Source organism: Allokutzneria albata (assembly GCF_900103775.1).
Lineage (GTDB): Bacteria > Actinomycetota > Actinomycetes > Mycobacteriales > Pseudonocardiaceae > Allokutzneria > Allokutzneria albata.
Map to the genome: position 1 here is coordinate 6,801,747 of NZ_LT629701.1, position 16,448 is coordinate 6,818,194.

The window sequence follows — 16,448 nt, forward strand, 5'->3', positions numbered from 1 at the left end:
GTGAGCTCGATCGACTACCTCATGCAGGGCTTCGCCTCGGCCCTCACGCCGGAGAGCCTGATGTTCGCGCTGCTCGGCGTGCTGCTGGGCACGCTGGTCGGCGTCCTGCCGGGGATCGGCCCCGCGATGACCGTCGCGCTGCTGCTGCCGATCACCTTCTCGGTGCCGGCGACCTCGGCGTTCATCCTGTTCGCCGGGGTCTTCTACGGCGGCATGTACGGCGGCTCGACCACCTCGATCCTGCTGAACACCCCCGGTGAGTCGGCGTCGATCATCACCGCGCTCGAGGGCAACAAGATGGCCAAGCTCGGCCGGGGAGCCCAGGCGCTGGCCACCGCGGCCATCGGGTCGTTCGTCGCGGGCACCATCGGCACCGTGCTGCTGGCCCTGCTCGCGCCGGTGATGGCGGACTGGGCGGTGACGCTCACCTCGGCCGACTACTTCGCGCTGGTGGTGCTGGCCTTCTGCACCGTCTCCGCGATGCTCGGCGCCTCACCGCTGCGCGGGGTGGCCTCGCTGACCGTCGGCCTGGCGCTCGGGCTGATCGGGCTGGACTCGGTCTCCGGCCAGCCGAGGTTCACCTTCGGCCTGTTCGAGCTGGCCAACGGGGTCGACGTGGTGATCGCCGCGGTCGGCATGTTCGCGATCGGGGAGACGCTGTACGTGGCGTCCCGGATGCGGCACGCGCCGCCGAAGCTGGTGCCGGTGAACCGGACGTGGTGGCTGCCGAAGGAGGACCTGAAGCGGTCCTGGAAGCCGTGGCTGCGCGGCACGTTCATCGGCTTCCCGCTCGGCGTGATGCCCGCGGGCGGTCCGGTGGTGACCACCTTCCTGTCCTACGCGGTGGAGAAGAAGCTGTCGAAGCGACCGGAGGAGTTCGGCAAGGGCGCGATCGAGGGCGTCGCCGGTCCGGAGGCGGCGAACAACGCCGCGGTCGCGGGCGTGCTGGTGCCGCTGCTCACGCTCGGCCTGCCCACCTCGGCGACCGCGGCGATCATGCTGTCGGCCTTCGGCAGCTACGGCATCCAGCCGGGCCCGCTGCTGTTCGAGACGCAGCCCGAGCTGGTCTGGACGCTGATCGCGTCGCTGTGCATCGGCAACGTCATGCTGCTCGTGCTGAACCTGCCCCTTGCCGGGATCTGGGTGAAGATCCTGCAGATCCCGCGTCCCTATCTCTACGCCGGCATCCTGGTGTGCGCCTCGCTCGGCGCCTACGCGTCCAGCCAGTCCTGGCAGGGACTGCTCGTCCTGCTCGGGATCGGCGCGCTCAGCTACGCGATGCGCCGGTACGGCTGGCCGGTGGTGCCCGCCGTCGTCGGCCTGATCCTGGGGCCGATCGCCGAGGACAACCTGCGCAAGACCCTGCTGGTCAGCCAGGGCGACCCGGCCGCGCTCGTCGCCACGCCGTTCGCGCAGCTGATGTTCGCGCTGGCGCTGCTGGCGATCACGGTCCCGCTGTTCATGAAGACCCGCGCGCGGCGGCGCGTCGCCGGATAACGCGCGTGAGGGGCGCCCCATGCCCCTGGGGCGCCCCTCTCAGGGGACAACCAGAACTTCTGAAGACGTTCTCTCCATATAAGAGGTCTAGGAAGCCGCCGCCGGGGGCAGCAGCTGCTGCACGTCCAGGCGGCTGGTCAGCAGCTGCGAGGTCTCCATCATGTCGGCGACCCGCTGCAACCGGACCGGGTTGATCGACACCGGGTAGGTGCCCACCGAGACGAGGCCCGCGGTCTGCGCGTCGACCTCCGCGTACTCGGTCAGCACCTCCTGCACCGCGAGCCTGTTGGTGCCGAGCTCCTGAGCCTTCTCCAGCACGTTGCGGAATGCAGCGAGGGTGTTCGGGTAGGAGTCGGCGAACTTCTTGCTCGCCGCGTAGCCGGACATCGGGAAGTCGAGCGTGTAGCCGCGCGCGGTGTCGGTCAGCACCCTGGCGCCCAGCGTGCGCTGGGCTTTCGTGATCCAGGGCTCGACCATCCAGGCCGCGTCCACGGACTTGTTCTTCAGCGCGTCGGTCATCTCGGCGAAGCCCATCGGGAACCACTTGATGTTGCTCTTCGAAACGTTTGCGGTCTGCAAAACGCTCTCGGTGGTCAGCGTGCCGAGGTCGTCCTTGCGGTTCACGGCGATCTTCGGCTTCTGGATCTCGCCGGGGTTGTCGTAGTCGGAGTCGGCCAGCGTGACCAGGGCCATGGTGTTGCGCGCCGCCTGGTACGCCTCGCCCTGCAGCTGCAGCTCCTTGCCGGAGTGCACAGCGCGCAACAGCGTGACGTGGCTGGCGAAGGCGATGTCGAGGGTCTGGCTCTCCAGCTGCTGCACCGCGGAGTTGTCGTCGTTGACCACGATCAGCTCGACCTGCAGGCCGGCCGCGGCGAACAGCTTCTCGTTGCGGGCCAGGTAGAGCGGGGCGACGTCGACACTGGGCAGCACTCCGATGCGCAGCGTGCCGCGCTCCGGCTTCGGCGCCGCGGTCCCCTCCGTGCTGGTGAACAGCCCGCAGCCGCTGACGCTGGCCAGCACGATCGCGCTGGCCAGCAGCGCGGACGCGCGCCGGAAGGCTCGGATCGTCATGCCGACTCCTCGTTCGTTGATCAACTCACGGTGACATGCCAGCGAAGGCGTGGCGATGCTATCCACCCACATGAGGGAATAGAGTCACAACTTCAGACACTGTCCGCTGTCTCATCTTCCCGTTCGCTGGTCCGTACCACTACGCTCCCCTGGCTAGCGACCCGTGGCCCGACGCAGGGGAAGTCCGCTGCTCAGCGCTGGTGAGGCTGGCGTTGGCGGCCGGGACTGTGCTGCAATGCGGCCCGCATTCGCAAGTCCGACCTCGGTCCGGGGAGGGATCGAGTTACTGCTGCCGGAAGAGGAAGCCCAGGGTGGCGCGTCGAGAGAGAGGTCCCAGCCGGACCGGTGAAGGGGAAGCCCTTCTCACCGAAAACCCCGGAAAGGGTGACGGGACGGCTGCGAAGCGTGACGGAGACGAGGCGGGTACCAGCGCCGCCGCCGCGTCGGCCGTCGCGCCGGTGACCGACACCGAACAGGACCCGCCTGCCTCGCGGTGGCGGCTGCGGAACTGGCGGCTGCGCACCAAGCTGCTCGCTGTGCTGCTCATCCCCACCGCCGCGGCCCTCGCGCTCGGCGGGCTGCGGGTGACCTCCGACCTCGCCGCCGCGACCAAGCTGGAGCAGCTGGCCAACCAGGTCCGGCTCAGCAGCACGATCTCCGTCCTGGTGCACAACCTCCAGCGCGAGCGCGACCTGACCGTGCGCTACGTCTCCAGCGGGCGCAGCGGCGACCAGGTCGTGATGGAGCGGCAGCGCAAGCGCGTCGTCGACTCGGTCGACGAGTTCCGCAGGCAGGTCAAGGAGCTGGGGCCGGAGCTGACCCCCGGCCACCGGGCCACCTACGACAAGGCCGCGCAGCAGCTGGACCGGCTCACCAAGCTCCGCCTCGCGGTCAACGGCCAGGACTCCCGCTACCCCGAGGAAGCGCTGCTGCGCTCCTACAGCGAGTCCATCGACGAGCTGCTCTCGCTGACCGAACTGGGCCTCGCCCAGACCGACAACCCGACGCTGATGAACCTCCAGGCCAGCGTGCTGTCGGTGGCCAGGGTCAAGGAGCAGACCTCGCGCAAGCGGGCGATCCTGCTCGACGCGCTGCAGCAGAAGAAGTTCGCGCCCGGTCAGCTGCGCCAGCTGCTCGCCGTCGATGCCGAACTGCAGGCCGCGCGCAACGACTTCCGCAAGGCGGCCACCTCCGAGCAGCGCAGGCTCTTCGACGACATGGTGACCGGCTTCATCGTCGACGTCGCCAACAACATCGAGGAATCGGCGCTGCAGAACGCCGAGTCCGGCCAGCAGCTCACCGCCACCCCCGAGCAGTGGGACGTGGCCGCGACGCTGACCGTGAACCTGATCTACGACGTCGAGTCCAAGCTGCTGGAGCAGCTGCGCAGCGACAGCTCCAGCCTGGCCACGACGGCGAGCACCAACGCCATCCGCGACTCCGCGCTCGTCCTCGGTGCCCTCGCTCTCGCGGTCATCCTGGCGCTGTTCGTCGCCCGGTCCCTGCTGCGCCCGCTGCGCGTGCTGCGCAAGACCGCGCTGGCCGTGGCCGACCACCAGCTGCCGGACGCGGTGGAGAAGATCCTCGCCGCGCCGAACCCCACCGAGGCGTCCAAGATCGCCGTCGCTCCGGTGCCCGTGCACACCACCGAGGAGATCGGCCAGGTGGCCCGCTCCTTCGACGCGGTGCACGGCGAGGCCGTCCGGCTGGCCGCCGAGCAGGCGATCCTGCGCGACAACGTCAACGCGATGTTCGTCAACCTCTCCCGCCGCAGCCAGGCGCTGGTGGAGCGGCAGCTGAACCTGATCGACCGGTTGGAGCAGGACGAGCAGGACCCCGACCAGCTGTCCAACCTCTTCGAGCTGGACCACCTGGCCACCCGGATGCGCCGCAACAGCGAGAACCTGCTGGTGCTCTCCGGCAACGACCTCACCCGCAGGCTCACCAAGCCGGTGCCGATCTCCGATGTCATCGGCGCCGCGGTCTCCGAGGTCGAGCAGTACGCCAGGGTCCAGGTCGGCCAGGCCCCGGACCTGGCGATCCAGGGCCGCGCCGTGAACGACCTGGTGCACCTGGTCGCCGAGCTGCTGGACAACGCGACCGCGTTCTCCGACCCGCAGACCAAGGTCGTCGTGCGCACCGCGCGGACCCGCAAGGGCGAGCTGGCGGTGGAGATCTCCGACCGCGGGGTCGGCATGGCCGACGCCGAGATCCGCGAGGCCAACCAGCGGCTGGCCGAGCCGCCGGACGTCGACGTCGCCGTGTCCCGCCGGATGGGCCTGTTCGTGGTCGGCAGGCTGGCCAAGCGGCACCAGGTCCAGGTCAAGCTGCGCTCCAACGAGGACATCGAGGGCGGCACCACCGCGCTCGTGGTCATCCCCGCCGACCTGGTGCAGCCGGTCCCGCCGCGCACCACCACCCTGGGCGGGCCGGTCACGGGCACGGTCGCCCCCGTCGGCCAGCCCGGCTCGCCGATCCAGGTGAGCCAGCCCAGCCAGCCCGCCCCGGAGTTCCAGTCGAACTCGCTGTTCGTGCACACCCCGGCCGAGACCAGCCAGGCGTCGAGCTACTCCGGTGCCGCAGGCTCCACCCCGCCGCTGACGGTCGGCGACGTCACCCGCGCGCTCGCCGAGGCCGACCGTGCGGACGGGACCGCCGAACAGGCCGCCCCGGAACCGGTGGAGCAGCTGAACCTGGACGTGCAGGTGGTCGCGGCGGGCGGCGAGCTCGACCCGGCCAAGCCGCCCGCGCTGCCGGTCGACGAGCAGCCCGTCGTGCACTACGAGGACGACCGGCCCGACTCGAACGGCCAGTTCTCCGGCTCCTGCGACGCGGCACCGGTCGACGGGTCCGCCCCGGCCAACACCGCCTTCAACGGCACCAGGCCCAGGGAGATCCCCCGCGACGACGCGCCGACCGAGCGGCTGCCGATATACGAGGAGATCCTGTCCCAGTGGTTCCAGGCGGCCGAACCCAAGCAGGCCGCGCCCGCCAGGGAGATGCCGCTCGGCGAGCCCGCGCTCAGCGCCACCGTCGACGAGCCGCTGGCCCAGCCGACCCCCGCGCAGCAGGCTCCGGCCGAGCCGGAGCCCGCGCCGCAGCCGAAGCAGGAGGCGCTGCCCAAGCGGCAGCGGGCCGTCCGGTCCGCCCCCGCGGACCAGCCCGCGGCCCCCGCGCAGGAGGCCGCCCCGCCCCGGATGCCGCAGTCGGTCTGGCAGTCGCCGGGCGACGAGGGCTGGGAGGCGGCCAACTCGCTGCTGAACAACCCGGTCAGCCAGGGCGTCACCGCGGCGGGGCTGCCGAAGCGGGTGCCGAAGGCGCAGCTCGTGCCGGGCTCCGCGGCGCCGCGTCCGCAGGCCCCCGCGGGCGCTCCCGCGGCCAGGGCCCCGCAGACTTCTCGCACGCCGGACAACGTCCGTGGCAGGATGTCGAGTTTCCAGCAGGGTCTGCGCCGGGGCCGGCATGCCAGGATTGACACGTTGGCCGCCGATCGCGGCCAGTCGGAGCAGTCCGGCCCAGGTCACGGCCGTCAGGACGAGGAGCAGTAGTGAACGAGTCGGTCCAGCAGCCTGGCACGTTCGGTTGGTTGATCACCGACTTCGTGCGCAGGGTCCCGGGTGTCGCCCACTCAGTCGTGGTCTCGGCGGACGGCCTGCTGCTCGCCGCGTCCCAGGGCCTGCCGCGCGATCGCGGGGAACAACTTGCCGCGGTGTCTTCCGGTTTGGTCAGCCTCACCCAGGGAGCCGCACGGTGTTTCGAGGCAGGCAACGTCGCCCAGACAGTGGTGGAGATGGAGCGGGGTTACCTGTTCCTCATGTCGATCAGCAACGGCGCCTGCCTGTCGGTGCTGGCGGCCCCGAACTGCGACATCGGCCTGATCGCCTACGAGATGACCCTGCTCGTGGACCGGGTCGGCCAGCAGCTGACGCCGGAACTGCGGGCGCAGCTGCAAGGCGTCGTACGCAGGTAAGCGAAGAGTCGGGTGGGGTGAGGTCGTGATGACGACGGGACCCGGGTTCTCCAGCGACCGCTTCGACTACCGGGAATGGGCGCTGGGCGGATTCCGCTACGACGAACCCGAGGACGACGGCGAGACCACCGGTGCGGCACCGCAGGAGCCCCCGCTGCTGTCGCCGCGCGACGGCCTCGGCGGTACCGGCCTGTTCGGCGGGCCGGGTGCCGACCTGTTCGGCGGCGGGATGGTGGACGAGTCCCCGATCCCGGCCGTGCCCGCACAGCAGGTGGTGGACGAGCCCGACCCGTTCACCGAGTCCGGTTCGCTGGTCCGGCCCTACACCCGGACCGGCGGACGCACGCGGCCCGACTACGACCTGGCCATCGAGGCGCTGATCTCCACCAGCGACCGCGGCCGGGAACGGGACGCGGCCGTGCTGCCGGAGCACCGGTCGATCTGCGGGCTCTGCCTGGAGACCCGATCGGTTGCAGAAGTCGCCGCGCACTTGCGTTTGCCACTGGGCGTGGTACGCGTATTGATCGGTGACATGGCGGGCCTCGGCCTCGTCATGATCCACCAGAGCGGCTTGGTCATGGGGGACCGGCCGTCCCTTGCGTTCCTCGAAAGGGTGCTCAGTGGCCTCCGCAGGCTCTAACCCGCACACCCCGGACACCCGGCAGGCCACGACCTCGGCGAAGATCGTCGTCGCCGGTGGCTTCGGTGTGGGGAAGACGACGTTCGTCGGTTCGGTCTCGGAAATCGTTCCGCTGACCACCGAAGCCGTGATGACCGAGGCCAGCGTCGGCGTCGACGACCTCTCCGCGACGCCGGGCAAGGTCACCACCACGGTGGCGATGGACTTCGGCCGCGTCTCGCTGGACCAGGACCTGATCCTGTACCTGTTCGGCACGCCCGGCCAGCACCGGTTCTGGTTCATGTGGGACGACCTGGTCCGCGGCGCCATCGGCGCGATCGTGCTGGTCGACACCCGCAGGCTGGCCGACGCCTTCGCCTCCATCGACTTCTTCGACGACCGGCAGCTGCCCTACATCGTCGCGCTGAACTGCTTCGACGGGATGCTGCACCACCGCGTCGAGGATGTCAGGGACGCGCTCACCATCGACGACTCGGTCCCGATCGTCACCTGCGACGCGCGCACCAAGGAGTCCACCAAGCACGCGCTGATCACCCTCGTCGAGCACGCGATGCGGCAGTGGATGACCGTGGGCGCCTGACCGGAACGGACACAAGCGGGAGCCCCGGTCCGGTGACCGGGGCTCCCGCTTCGTTCTCGCTACGGCGTGATCAGCCGATGCCCGCGCAGAGGTTCAGGCCCTTGATGGAGGGCTTGACCATCAGGGCGCCGAGGACGCCACCGTTGCCGACCTTGACGGCGGGCGTGGCGGAGGCGGAGGCACCGATGCTCGGGGCGCTGACGCACGCGCCGATCTTGTCGGTCTTCAGGCCCGCGGCCACCTTGACCTGAGCGTCGACCTTGGCGGCCAGCTTGACCTTCAGGTCACCCGCGGAGACGCGGACACCGGCGGCGGCGTCCGCCTTGACGTCGGCCTTGACGTCGGCCTTCGCGGCCACGGCGGCCTTCGGCGCGGCGGAGCGGCCCGCACCGACACCGACACCCGCGTCGGCGTCCGCGTCGACCGCGGCACCGATGCCGATGCCGACCTTGATCGGCAGCTTGACCTTGAGGCCGAGCTTGACGCCCGCGTCGACCCCGGCGCCGACCTTCACGCCCGCGCCCGCGCCGACCTTCACGCCCGCGCCCGCACCGACCTTGACGCCCGCGTCGACCCCGGCGCCGACCTTGACGCCGGCCTTGATCGGGCCGCCGACCTTCACACCGACCTTGATCGGGCTCACCTTGACCCCGACGCCGACGTTCGCGCCGACCTTCGCGTCGACGTCGGCGTCCACCGTGGCGGCACCGGCGTAACCCGCGGACATGAAGAAGACCGACATGGCTACCGCCGCGGTCACCGTTGCGAATCTCCGCGCCAACCTGCTGATGGGCATTTTCGGGGTTCCTCCTAGATGCGGCCGGGCCACGACGGGCCGGCCAGGCACTGTCCGATTCCGGCATGCGGCACCCGTGTGGGGCGAGTGGACGCAGCCACCCATCACGTTATGGCGGAACGGGACATCACAACGGGTATAGACCGACCACAATGGAGGGACGTCGAGCAACTACCCGGTTGTGCCAGCTAATGGCGTGAATGACACGTATTTAGTCCACTGTGGACACTGTCGGAGCGTTGATGACTAGAGAAGTTTCGGCCGCATGTAGTGTCACTCCAAAGTGGATGATCATCACTGAGACGTGGGTCAGTCCTCGACCACGGCCGTGGAGGTGATGCGGTGCAGGGGGAACCGGCGCACCAGCCCGACCACGGCGTCGAAGGCTTCGAGCACACCGCCCGCCACCCGCACCGGCGTGACGATCTGCTGGCTCGCGGTGCCGTTGGAGTCGACGAAGCCGACCCACACGCTCCGGCCGGTGTCCGCGGCCTCCTGGAGCAGCGCCATGGTGGCCGCCGTCCCCAGCGCCGCCGTGGAGACCGCGGCTCCGCGGGGCGCGTCCGCCGCCCGGTCGCCCGCCCGGATCTGCCGCACCACCGACGCCAGCTGCTCCACGCTCGGGCGGGCGGGTGAGAACAGCCGCTTGGTGCCCTGGGGACGGCCGGGGATGCGGTGCCCGGCCGGACGCAGGTCCACGACGGCCCCGTCCGGCCCCTCGGCCGCGGGCGCGTAGCCGCTCTCCCGCAACCCGTCCAGCACGTCGATCAAGGCGAGCGGGCTGACCAGCACGGTCGGTGCGATGCGGCGCAGTTCCAGGCGCGCGATGTCCGGGTTGGCCAGGACCTCCGCGATCAGCGCGGGATCGTCGCACCGGAGGAAGGACCCGGCGGGACCGCCGCGCAGTTGCCCGTGCTTCCTGGCGATGTCGTCGATCAGGTAGCTCAGCGACTGAGGCACCGGAGTCCGCGAGCGCTTCGCGAACAGCTCGTGCAGCTCCGCCGCGGAGCGCCCGGCGTCCAGCGCGCGCCGCACCGTCCTGTCGGTGAGCCGGTAGACCGTTGCGCCGCCCGCCGACTCCACGTCCGCGACCAGGGCGATGTCCGCGGCCAGTTCGGGTTCGAGCCTGCCCGGCGCCACGACCGTCAGGTCCGCCTGGACGAGGACGTGGTCGATCGGCTCGGGCAGCGAGTCCGACATCCGCTTGGCCGCCTCGCCGGGGCCCTCGTTGAGCAGTGTGGCCCCCGCTGTCGACAGGCCGCCGAGCGCGACGATTCCCAACGCGGTCGCCTCGTCGATGATCCAGCGCACGAGGTCGTCGCGCAGTCGTCCGCCCCGCGCGGGCGCCCGCCATGCCAGTGCCGCGACGAGCTGTTCGACGTCGCCGACGCAGGAACCCGGCGGCAGCTCGGCGAGCACACCGAGCACCCGGTGCCGCTCGCGCACGGCGTTCGGGCGGCGCAGTTCGTTCGAGAGCGGGTTGAGCAGCTTGTCCCGCTCGTCCCGGCGTCCGGCCAACGCGGGCAGCCGCGGCAGCTCCAGCCAGCCCACCGCCAGCGTCGCCCACTGCTGGTCCGCGGCCGCGGCCAGGTACGAGTCGGCGTGCGTCGTCGGAACCCATTCCGGCTCGCTGCCGCCGCTGTTGTCGATGATCGAGGCGTCCAGCGCGAGCTCCGCGAGCAGGGCCGCGCGCGCCTCCTCGACGTCCAGTTCCTTGGCCAGCCTGCGCAGGTCCCGCACGCCGAGCCCGCCGGAGCGCAGCACGCCGGGCGGTTCCGCGGACCACAGCGCGATCAGGCCTTCCACGTGCCGGAGCAGTTCGAGCGCGGCACCGGCCGCCGTTGCGTCCACAGTGGACACTTCACGTCCGGTGACCGTCAGTTCCGGCTGGGTCACCTGCACCTGGCCCATCGGCCGGTCGCCGCGCAGCAGCAGACCGAGCTGACGGGGAAGCTCCACCGTCTCGTTGTCGCGGCGCAGCAGCAGGCCACGAGCCATGAGGCTCTGCACCGGGTTCTCCGCGCGTTCCAGCGGCACGGCGCGCCCGGCGTCCTTCGTGCGCCCGATCGGCGGGCCCGCGGCCAGGGTCTCCAGCAGCCTGCGCTCGGCCGGGTCGAGCCCGTCGAGCAGCTCGGGCAGGTCCAGCTCGTCCAGCTGCGGGGCGGGCCTGCCGAGGTTGCCGGGGAACTGGGGGGTGACCTCCGTCCCGGCGGGCACCACGCTGAGCGCGGTGTCCGGTCCCCACGCCACGGCCAGCTCGCGCAGCCGCTGCACGGCCGCCTTGGTCCGCGCGGCGGGCACGCCCTTGCCCAGCAAACGGTTGATCCTGGTCAACGGCTGCGGGGCGGTATCGGCCCCGGCGACGACCAGCGCGTCGAGCACGGTGCGGGTGAAGGCGTCCAGGTCCTCGCACGCGCGCACGACCGACGCGCGCATGCCTGCTCGGGTCGCCAGCACGCCGGTGTTGGGTGGGGGAGGGGTCGCCAGGTCCGGGCGCGCCCGTAGCAGCTCCACGAGAGCCTGCTCGTCCTGCGCGCGCAGCCAGTCGACGAGAGAGTGACCGGACATCAGTACCACGTTATATGGCGAGGTTTTCGCTGCCTATGGCCGCGCGTCGGCGCCGAGGGCCATCAGGCACACTGAGCGGGTATTTCCCTAGTTGAGGAGGAGCCGTGGCCAAGGCCGCCCGCCGCCCTGAGCGCATCGACCCGACCTGGCCCGGCGAGACCGCCGACGGGCACCACCCGGTCAGCGAGCTCGCCAGCCACACCCAGGGCGCGCAGTCCCCGTTCGGCGAGATCACCTTCCCCGCCGAGGACGTGCACTACGAGCACCCGGTCACGGTCATCAACAAGTAGGTGAGGCGCCCCTCCCCGGCTTTCCGAGCCGTGCGAGTGCCGGATTCCTCCGAGGTCTAGGCTGAGCGCACCGCTGAGCAGCACTGACCGGGGAGGGTGCAATGCCGGTTCCGGGGCCGGGTTATTCGATCACCGTGCGTGTCGAGGCGCCGCCGTCGGCGAGCGCCGCGGGCGACCTCACGAGCTCCATCGGCAAGGTCGGTGGCGTGATCACGGCCTTCGACGTCGTCGAGTCGCACTCCGACCGCGTCGTCGTGGACATCACCTGTAACACGCTCTCCGGCGACCACGCCACGGTGATCACCGACGCGCTCTCGGTGCTGCCGGGCGTGAAGGTCCGCAAGATCTCCGACCGCACCTTCCTGATGCACCTCGGCGGCAAGCTGGAGATCTCCTCCAAGGTCGCGCTGCGTAACCGCGACGACCTGTCCCGGGCGTACACACCGGGTGTCGCCCGGGTCTGCCAGGCCATCGCGGCCAACCCGGAGGACGCGCGCAGGCTGACCATCAAGCGCAACACCGTGGCCGTGGTCACCGACGGCTCCGCCGTGCTCGGCCTCGGCAACCTCGGCCCCGCCGCCGCCCTGCCGGTGATGGAGGGCAAGGCGGTGCTGTTCAAGAAGTTCGCCGGCGTCGACGCCTGGCCGATCTGCCTGGACACCCAGGACACCGAGGAGATCATCCGCACCGTCGAGCTGATCGCCCCCGTCTACGGCGGCATCAACCTCGAGGACATCGCGGCCCCGCGCTGCTTCGAGATCGAGGCCAGGCTGCGCGAGAAGCTGGACATCCCGGTCTTCCACGACGACCAGCACGGCACCGCCATCGTGGTGCTGGCCGCGCTGCGCAACGCCCTGCGCGTTGTCGGCAAGAACATCGAGGACTGCCGGATCGCCGTCTGCGGCGTCGGCGCGGCCGGTTCGGCGATCATCCGGCTGTTGCTCAAGCAGAAGCCGGGCGACATCATCGCGGTGGACATCGACGGCATCGTGCACACCGAGCGCGAGGGCCTGGTCGACGAGAACCTGCGCTGGATCGCGGAGAACACCAACGCGCACAAGATGAGCGGCACGCTGCACGAGGCGCTGGTGGGCGCGGACGTCTTCATCGGCGTCTCGGCCCCCAACCTCTTCGGCGCGGAGCAGGTCGCCACCATGGCGGAGAACGCCATCGTGTTCGCGCTGGCCAACCCGGACCCGGAGATCGACCCGCTGGAGGCGCAGAAGCACGCGGCCGTCGTGGCCACGGGTCGCAGCGACTACCCGAACCAGATCAACAACGTGCTGGCCTTCCCGGGTGTCTTCCGCGGACTGCTCGACGCGCACGCGCACACCATCACTGATGACATGCTCGTCGCTGCCGCGCACGCGATCGCGGACGTGGTGGACGGTGACCGCCTCAACGCTTCGTTCATCGTGCCGAGCGTGTTCGACAACGCCGTCGCCCCCGCGGTCGCCGAGGCCGTCCGCGCCGCCGCGGTGCAGGCGAAGGGCTAGACCGGCGTGGCGGAGGAGCTGACCCACGTCGACGAGGCCGGTGCGGCCAGGATGGTCGACGTGTCCGGCAAGCAGCCGGGCGCGCGGCTCGCGGTCGCCACGGGCGTGCTGCGCACCACTGATGAGGTCGTCTCCCTGTTGCGCAGGGACGGTCTGCCCAAGGGCGACGCGCTGGCTACCGCCAGGATCGCCGGGATCATGGGCGCCAAGCGCACCCCCGACCTCGTGCCGCTGTGCCACCCGATCGCGCTGTCCGGAGTGCTCGTGGACCTGCACGCGGAGGGCTCCGAGGTCCGGATCACCGCCACCGTGCGGACCACCGACCGCACCGGCGTCGAGATGGAGGCGTTGACCGCGGTCACCGTCGCCGGCCTTACGCTGCACGACATGGTGAAGGCGGTCGACCCGGCGGCGACCTTGGACGGCGTGCGCGTCGAGCGCAAGGAAGGCGGCAAGACCGGCCTGTGGACGCGCCCGGAGGGTCGATGACCACGCGAACGGCCAAGGTGATCGTGGCGTCGAACCGCGCAGCGGCGGGCGTCTACGAGGACAAGACCGGTCCGGTCATCCAGTCCTGGCTGAGCGCGAAAGGCTTCTCCGTGCCCGCCCCCGTCGTCGTTCCCGATGGCGATCCGGTCGCCACCGCCTTGCGCGCCGCGGTCGCGGACGGGGTGGACGTTGTGATCACTACGGGCGGCACCGGGATTTCGCCGACGGATGGCACTCCTGAGGCGACTCGGTCGGTGCTGGACTACGAGATCCCCGGCCTCGCGGACGCGATCCGCGCGCAGGGCCTGCCGAAGGTGCCGACCGCGGTGCTTTCGCGCGGAGTCGCCGGCGTCGCGGGTCGGACCCTCGTGGTGAACCTGCCCGGCTCAACCGGCGGCGTGCGTGACGGCCTGGACGTGCTCGACGGGGTTCTCGATCACGCGGTCGAGCAGCTGCGCGGCGGTGACCACGCCGCGTCTTCCGAGTCGTCGGCCCAGGTGTTGCGCGCGGTGGTGACGGAGTCGCCGCTGGACGTCACCGAACACGCCGATCTCGTGGCCAGCCACACGGCGGGCGCCGTTGTCACGTTCTCCGGCGTTGTCCGGGACCACGACGGCGGTCGCAGGGTGCGCGAGCTGGAGTACTCGGGTCATCCGAGCGCCGAGAAGGTGATCGCCGAGGTCGCCGCGGACGTGGCCGCCCGGCACCCGAAGGTCTACGCGCTCGCCGTCAGCCACCGCATCGGTGATCTCGGGATCGGCGACTCCGCCCTGGCGTGCGCGGTCTCGGCCGCCCACCGCCGTGAGGCGTTCGTCGCGTGCGCTGATCTCGTCGATGAGGTCAAGCTACGACTGCCCATCTGGAAGCGCCAGCTTTTCGCGGACGGAACCGAAGAGTGGGTCAACTGCCCCTAGCTCGATCTGGACGCGCGAAAGGCCCCGACCATCGCTGGTCGGGGCCTTTCACCAGGACAAACGTCACTTCAGGTCGAGCTGCTGCCCGACGAAGATGAGGTTCGCGTCCTTGATGACGTCCTTGTTGCGCTCGAACACGGCCTGCCAACCGCCCGCGACGTTCTGCGCCGCGGCGATCTTGGACAGGGTGTCACCGGCAACCACGGTGTAGTCAGCACCGTTCTTGGTCTGAACCGGAGCAGCGGCGGGCGCGGGGGTCGCGGCCGGCTTCGGAGCAGCCTTCTTGGTCACCTTCGAGACGGGCTTCGACTTGACAGCACCACCACCGCCGCCGCCACTGCCGTTGTGCCAGCCGGTCTTCTTGGTGCAGGCCGGCCACTGGCCCGGGCCACGTGCCGCGAGAAGACGCGCTGCGATCTCGGTCTGCTGTGCAGCGGTCGCCTGGTGGGCGTTCTTCGCGTAAGCGCCACCACCATAGGCCAGCCAGGTGGACTGCTTGAACTGGTAAAGGCCGGAATAGCCGTTGCCGGTGTTGATGCTGGCGTTGCCGCCGCTCTCGCACTTGGCGAGGGCGTCCCAGTTCGGGGCGGCCGAGGCGGTGCCTGCGGTCACGACGAATGGCGCCGCGGCCACGGCGCCGGCGACAGCCAGGCGAGCCACGTTGCGACCGGTGGTGGACTGCTTGCGGTGCTTGCCTCGGTAAGAAGTCATTTCTCTCTCTCCTACCGCACCTGCGAGTGAGCTGTCGGGTTCGGGCTCTGTCGGGGAGTGCCCGGCCGGTCGGGACCGGCTTCACCCCTAGGGCGTTTCGGGACGCCCGGAGTGCTCTCACGCTCCTGTCCAGAAGTTGTCTTTCCGCTCGGGGTCGTATCCGGGGACCTGCTGGACAGGATTTGGCGCGTCAGGTCTCCGGCACTGCGTCGGTTGGGTTTCGGGGCCAACCGAGAAGCGACCGTACGTAACGGCGACGGCCAACCCAAACGTCTGAGGGTGTGACCGTCGTCACTGTAACGCCGACGGGGCATTTGACGATCAGGAAGGTTTAGCCAGTTCGAGGCACCGTTACCGGGCCGTTTCCAACCCCGGATCAATTACCGACGGTGAGTTCTGGGTCACGTGGGTGAAGACCCCATGTGGAGTAGAAGTACGACCCTTCAGCCCCTTGTGAGGAACGCTCGCAGTCCGCTCAGGTCGTCCGTGTTGAGGTGGTCCACTCCAAAGGTGACGAGTTCTCGCCAAATCGCTTCGCGTTCCGCGCCCGGCGCGTCGGGCGTCGCCCAGAAGCGGACCCGCTGCCCGGCCTTGTGCGCGATCGTCACGATTTCCCGCAGCTTCGCCTTCTCCGCCGTCGGCATCTGCCCGACGCCGTTCCAGGTGAACAGCTTCGTCCAGTTGTCGGAGACGAGGGCCGCGAGCTTCGCGTCGGCCCCCGGGCCGAGGTCGGACGGGTTCGTCATGCGGCCGTCGTAGAAGGCGAAGCGGTGCTGCTGACCGCTCATCAGTTCACGGGGACGATCCCCGGAAACGACCACGTCAACGGCGTTGCGAACGATCTTGCCGGAGATGTACTGGGTGAACATGAACGCGTAGCGCGGCGAGCGGAGCACCCGGTCCAGTTCGGTGTAGGTGGCGGCGCCGGTGTTCTTCAGGTCGACGAGCAACTGGAACAGGCCCGGCCGACCGGCGTGGACCTTCCCTTGGTTGTCGGTCACGCGCTTGCGCAGCGGCTCCAGGTACAGGGACTGGAGAGTGCGGTCCGGCCGCAGGTCCCAGGGGTCGTGCCCGACGAGCAGGGCACCGTTCACCAGGTAGATGTCGGCCTCGACGCTGGTGAAGCCGTTGTCGAGGGCGTCGAAGAGCGGGCGCTCGTGCTCGTAGTCGTTGTGCGCGTGGGCCTGGGCAAGGGGCTTGACGCGCGGCCCGGCCACGCCGGGTGCCGTGGCGCTTGCAAGCACTCCGAGGATCGCCAGCACGAGGACCGCGATGCGACGGAATGCCTGCATGGCCACCTCCTCGAACGGCGTCGACCGCTCGGACGCTAGGCGCTCGGGATGGACCGGCGATGAACGCCGCGAGTCCGGCCGCCGAGCGCGGGACGGCCGGTAGGGGGACGTTCGTCACTATGGGCGGGTTGCCC

At 70.3% G+C, this 16,448-nt stretch carries 14 protein-coding genes and 1 riboswitch; of the genes, 9 read left to right on the forward strand and 5 right to left on the reverse strand.

Annotated features, from left to right (window positions below):
* Positions 1 to 1,497 (forward strand): tripartite tricarboxylate transporter permease, encoded by a 1,497-nt coding sequence (locus BLT28_RS31025; RefSeq protein ID WP_197683917.1) that lies wholly within the window; start codon positions 1 to 3, stop codon positions 1,495 to 1,497.
* A gap of 87 nt (positions 1,498 to 1,584) precedes the next feature.
* Here the strand turns inward: BLT28_RS31025 and BLT28_RS31030 are convergent, their stop codons facing one another.
* The gene (locus tag BLT28_RS31030) at positions 1,585 to 2,568 is read right to left on the reverse strand and encodes an ABC transporter substrate-binding protein (RefSeq protein ID WP_030433697.1); all 984 of its coding nucleotides are present in this window, start codon (positions 2,566 to 2,568) and stop codon (positions 1,585 to 1,587) included.
* Between the two features lie 458 nt (positions 2,569 to 3,026).
* Between BLT28_RS31030 and BLT28_RS42635 the strand changes: the two genes are divergently transcribed.
* The 4 genes from BLT28_RS42635 to BLT28_RS31050 are packed head-to-tail and all read left to right on the forward strand — an operon-like array spanning position 3,027 to position 7,758.
* A complete protein-coding gene (locus tag BLT28_RS42635; protein WP_030433696.1) occupies positions 3,027 to 6,116 on the forward strand; it encodes a nitrate- and nitrite sensing domain-containing protein in 3,090 nt (1,029 codons plus the stop codon).
* Positions 6,116 to 6,538, forward strand: a complete 423-nt coding sequence (locus BLT28_RS31040; RefSeq protein ID WP_030433695.1) for a roadblock/LC7 domain-containing protein — start codon at positions 6,116 to 6,118, stop codon at positions 6,536 to 6,538. Before BLT28_RS42635 ends, BLT28_RS31040 begins: the two co-directional genes overlap by 1 nt.
* Before the next feature lie 28 nt (positions 6,539 to 6,566).
* Positions 6,567 to 7,178, forward strand: a complete 612-nt coding sequence (locus BLT28_RS31045; RefSeq protein ID WP_081900856.1) for a DUF742 domain-containing protein — start codon at positions 6,567 to 6,569, stop codon at positions 7,176 to 7,178.
* The gene (locus BLT28_RS31050; RefSeq protein WP_083383798.1) at positions 7,159 to 7,758 is read left to right on the forward strand and encodes a GTP-binding protein; all 600 of its coding nucleotides are present in this window, start codon (positions 7,159 to 7,161) and stop codon (positions 7,756 to 7,758) included. Before BLT28_RS31045 ends, BLT28_RS31050 begins: the two co-directional genes overlap by 20 nt.
* Before the next feature lie 70 nt (positions 7,759 to 7,828).
* On the opposite strand, the gene BLT28_RS40545 is transcribed toward BLT28_RS31050, so the two are convergent.
* A complete protein-coding gene (locus BLT28_RS40545) occupies positions 7,829 to 8,518 on the reverse strand; it encodes a hypothetical protein (RefSeq protein WP_156051783.1) in 690 nt (229 codons plus the stop codon).
* A 345-nt stretch (positions 8,519 to 8,863) separates the two neighbouring features.
* Positions 8,864 to 11,122: a helicase-associated domain-containing protein gene (locus tag BLT28_RS31060; RefSeq protein WP_030433350.1), complete on the reverse strand. Its 2,259-nt coding sequence runs from the start codon at positions 11,120 to 11,122 to the stop codon at positions 8,864 to 8,866.
* A gap of 104 nt (positions 11,123 to 11,226) precedes the next feature.
* Between BLT28_RS31060 and BLT28_RS31065 the strand changes: the two genes are divergently transcribed.
* From BLT28_RS31065 to BLT28_RS31080, 4 genes are all read left to right on the forward strand, one after another.
* Complete coding sequence (locus BLT28_RS31065) at positions 11,227 to 11,412, forward strand: hypothetical protein (protein ID WP_030433349.1); 186 nt, start codon at positions 11,227 to 11,229, stop codon at positions 11,410 to 11,412.
* 101 nt (positions 11,413 to 11,513) lie between these two features.
* Positions 11,514 to 12,908 (forward strand): NAD-dependent malic enzyme, encoded by a 1,395-nt coding sequence (locus BLT28_RS31070; protein WP_030433348.1) that lies wholly within the window; start codon positions 11,514 to 11,516, stop codon positions 12,906 to 12,908.
* A gap of 6 nt (positions 12,909 to 12,914) precedes the next feature.
* Complete coding sequence (moaC, locus tag BLT28_RS31075; RefSeq protein WP_030433347.1) at positions 12,915 to 13,397, forward strand: cyclic pyranopterin monophosphate synthase MoaC; 483 nt, start codon at positions 12,915 to 12,917, stop codon at positions 13,395 to 13,397.
* A complete protein-coding gene (locus BLT28_RS31080; RefSeq protein WP_030433346.1) occupies positions 13,394 to 14,311 on the forward strand; it encodes a molybdenum cofactor biosynthesis protein MoaE in 918 nt (305 codons plus the stop codon). The genes moaC and BLT28_RS31080 overlap by 4 nt, the downstream gene beginning before the upstream one ends.
* 63 nt (positions 14,312 to 14,374) lie before the next feature.
* Here BLT28_RS31080 and BLT28_RS31085 read toward each other — a convergent pair whose 3' ends face one another.
* Complete coding sequence (locus BLT28_RS31085) at positions 14,375 to 14,971, reverse strand: transglycosylase family protein (protein ID WP_407638766.1); 597 nt, start codon at positions 14,969 to 14,971, stop codon at positions 14,375 to 14,377.
* Between the two features lie 52 nt (positions 14,972 to 15,023).
* Positions 15,024 to 15,220: riboswitch (cyclic di-AMP (ydaO/yuaA leader) on the reverse strand.
* 245 nt (positions 15,221 to 15,465) lie between these two features.
* Positions 15,466 to 16,314 carry a phosphatidylinositol-specific phospholipase C/glycerophosphodiester phosphodiesterase family protein gene (locus BLT28_RS31090; protein ID WP_030433344.1) on the reverse strand — a complete coding sequence of 283 codons (849 nt, stop codon included), beginning with the start codon at positions 16,312 to 16,314 and terminating at the stop codon, positions 15,466 to 15,468.
* Positions 16,315 to 16,448 lie beyond the last annotated feature (134 nt).

Coding starts and splice junctions, on each gene's coding strand:
- BLT28_RS31080 (WP_030433346.1), top strand. CDS start 13,394: ATGACCACGCGAACGGCCAAGGTGATCGTGGCGTCGAACCGCGCAGCG.
- BLT28_RS31030 (WP_030433697.1), bottom strand. CDS start 2,568: ATGACGATCCGAGCCTTCCGGCGCGCGTCCGCGCTGCTGGCCAGCGCG.
- BLT28_RS31090 (WP_030433344.1), bottom strand. CDS start 16,314: ATGCAGGCATTCCGTCGCATCGCGGTCCTCGTGCTGGCGATCCTCGGA.
- BLT28_RS31070 (WP_030433348.1), top strand. CDS start 11,514: ATGCCGGTTCCGGGGCCGGGTTATTCGATCACCGTGCGTGTCGAGGCG.
- BLT28_RS31045 (WP_081900856.1), top strand. CDS start 6,567: ATGACGACGGGACCCGGGTTCTCCAGCGACCGCTTCGACTACCGGGAA.
- BLT28_RS31060 (WP_030433350.1), bottom strand. CDS start 11,122: ATGTCCGGTCACTCTCTCGTCGACTGGCTGCGCGCGCAGGACGAGCAG.